This is a genomic window from Ilumatobacter sp. (assembly GCF_049588435.1).
Classification (GTDB): domain Bacteria; phylum Actinomycetota; class Acidimicrobiia; order Acidimicrobiales; family Ilumatobacteraceae; genus Ilumatobacter_A.
Genome location: NZ_JBAVYV010000493.1, coordinates 1 through 2,164, shown reverse-complemented (window position 1 = coordinate 2,164; position 2,164 = coordinate 1). Strand labels below are relative to the sequence as shown.

The following is a 2,164-nucleotide window of genomic DNA, read 5'->3' as shown; positions in this document are numbered from 1 at the left end:
TGGGTCCGTTCGGCGTGCGTGCCAGCGCGATCGCGCCCGGCAAACACAACACACCGATGAACGCCGACGTGATCTTCGGTGATCCCGACGCCCTCGACCGCTCGCTCGAGTACTTCTCCACCAAGGGGACTCCGCTACGGGGCCGCCCCGGACTGGCGGAGGACATCGCCGAGGCCGCCACGTGGCTGGCCTCGGATCGGGCCGGATTCGTCACCGGCCACACGCTGGTCGTCGACGGCGGATTCACCACCGGATCGGTGGAGGGAGCCGAGCCCGGTGGCGGGCGGTTCGGGAGCCACGAACCGATGCTGCGCGAGGGCGGACGCCGCGGACTCTGACTCCGGTGATGGGCGATTCGCTCACCAGTGGTTCGGCAACGCCGTCAGCCCATCGCTGTGGGCGGACATCTGGTTGAACGAAGGTTGGGCGACCTACGCCAGCTGGATGTGGGCCGAGCAGCAGGGTGGAGTCTCGACGCAGGCTCGTTTCGACAGCGTGATGGCGATCAGCGAGACCAATTCGTTCTGGGCGCTCTCGATCGCCGACCCCGGCCCGATGGGGCTGTTCGCGTCGGCGGTCTACAACCGCGGCGCCGCGACCCTGCACGCGCTGCGCGTTGAGGTCGGCGACGACGACTTCTTCGCCGCAGCCCGGGAATGGGTGCAGCGCTACGACGACGCCGACGGTACGACCGACGACTTCGAGGCCGTATACGAGGACGTCTCGGGCCAGGATCTGTCGGAGTTCTTCGACGTCTGGCTCCGCACGGCCGCCAAGCCGACCGCCTGGTAGTCGTTCCGGGCCGAGTCCGACCAGGGCTCTGAATCGAGTTCGGATAGCGTCAGACGCCGTGCCCGAGTCCGACGCTCCCGCCGGGTTGAGGCAGGTGTTGGCGGACGATGCTGACTCGATCCTGCTCGCGCTTCCCGGCGCGTCGGGCGCGATGGCCCGCACCGCGCGTGGGACGGGGACGAGTGCGGTCAGTTCGGTCGACCTCGGACCGGTCCAGCTGACGGTGATGGAGCTCGGATTCCCGATGGCGGGCGAAGCGCATGCCGAGCGCGATGGACTCGTCTTCACGACGGTGCTCCGACTGCCGGGTGCCGGAACGTGGGATGGCGAAGATCTCAGCACCGGCGAGACCTACCTCTACGGTCCGGGTCAGGGCCAGATCGCGAACGATCCGGATGGCTTCGTCCTCGGACTGGCGACGATCGAATGGGGCGCGTTCGAAACCGCCGCTGCGCACCTGCACCTCGACCCCGAGGCCCCAACCGGCAAGCTGCTCGTCGAGAGCGCCTCGGATGGATCCACGTTCGCTCCGCTGTACGACGAGCTGATCACGGGTTCGCTCGACCCGGACGACCCACTGCTCGTCGACCGGATCCTCGGTGATTCGGTCGAGTTGCGTGCGGTGAGCACCGCACCGGTGACGAGCGCGCGCGAGGGCTGTCGTCGATCGACATCGTCGAGGAGATCTGCGCATATCTGGATCGAACCGGTCGCTGGACCGTGCCCGTGCTGACGCTCGCCCGCCAGATCGGTGTCTCCGAGCGCCGGCTGCAGCTCGCTTTCCGCGACGCACTCGGGATCGGGCCGAACGCTTTCATGCGCCAACGAGCGCTCGCAGCAACACGCCAGGCGCTGCTGCGTGACGACCCAGCGGTGGTGAACGTGTCGTCGATCGCCGTCGATCACGGATTCACCCACACGGGTCGCTTCTCCGCCTACTACCGCAACGTCTGCGGCGAGCTGCCCTCGGAGACCATGCGGCGCTCCCGGTAGGCGCAATCCTCAGGCGGCGAGGATCGAGATGCCGTCACCCAGCACCTTGGCGCCGAGCACGACGAACAGGATCGTCATCACCGTTGCGTTGTTCTGCGTGAGCCAGTCCTTCATCGTGTTGAGCAGCGGCGTCGCGCGCTCGCCGGCGATGAGGTAGCCGACGACCGGCACGATGATCGTGATCGACGCGATCAGGATGAACACGGCGACCGTCGCCGCTTGTTCTCCACCCGAGAGCCCGGCCGCGCCGATGCTGGCGCTCGCTGCGATCGTGAGGCCGAGGTTCTTCGGGTTGACCCCGGAGAGAAGCAGACCGAGACCGAACGCCTTGGGCGCGGCGAGATCATCGATCGAGGCCATCCACGCGGGCATCTCGGGC

At 67.8% G+C, this 2,164-nt stretch carries 5 protein-coding genes; 4 read left to right on the top strand and 1 reads right to left on the bottom strand.

Annotation, left to right across the window (positions count from 1 at the left end; genetic code table 11):
- The 4 genes from WBV89_RS18530 to WBV89_RS18515 form a co-directional block, all read left to right on the top strand.
- The coding region (locus tag WBV89_RS18530; RefSeq protein ID WP_423981192.1) for an SDR family oxidoreductase at positions 1-338 on the top strand (338 nt) is incomplete at its 5' end.
- Positions 277-792, top strand: coding sequence for a M1 family aminopeptidase (locus WBV89_RS18525; protein WP_423982810.1), 516 nt, complete (start codon positions 277-279; stop codon positions 790-792). The genes WBV89_RS18530 and WBV89_RS18525, both read left to right, overlap by 62 nt.
- A 58-nt stretch (positions 793-850) precedes the next feature.
- A complete protein-coding gene (locus tag WBV89_RS18520) occupies positions 851-1,525 on the top strand; it encodes a hypothetical protein (protein WP_423982809.1) in 675 nt (224 codons plus the stop codon).
- Positions 1,513-1,785, top strand: a complete 273-nt coding sequence (locus WBV89_RS18515; RefSeq protein ID WP_423982808.1) for a helix-turn-helix domain-containing protein — start codon at positions 1,513-1,515, stop codon at positions 1,783-1,785. The genes WBV89_RS18520 and WBV89_RS18515 overlap by 13 nt, the downstream gene beginning before the upstream one ends.
- 9 nt (positions 1,786-1,794) lie before the next feature.
- On the opposite strand, the gene WBV89_RS18510 is transcribed toward WBV89_RS18515, so the two are convergent.
- Positions 1,795-2,164: GAP family protein (locus tag WBV89_RS18510; RefSeq protein WP_423982807.1), on the bottom strand; the 370-nt coding region annotated here is incomplete at its 5' end.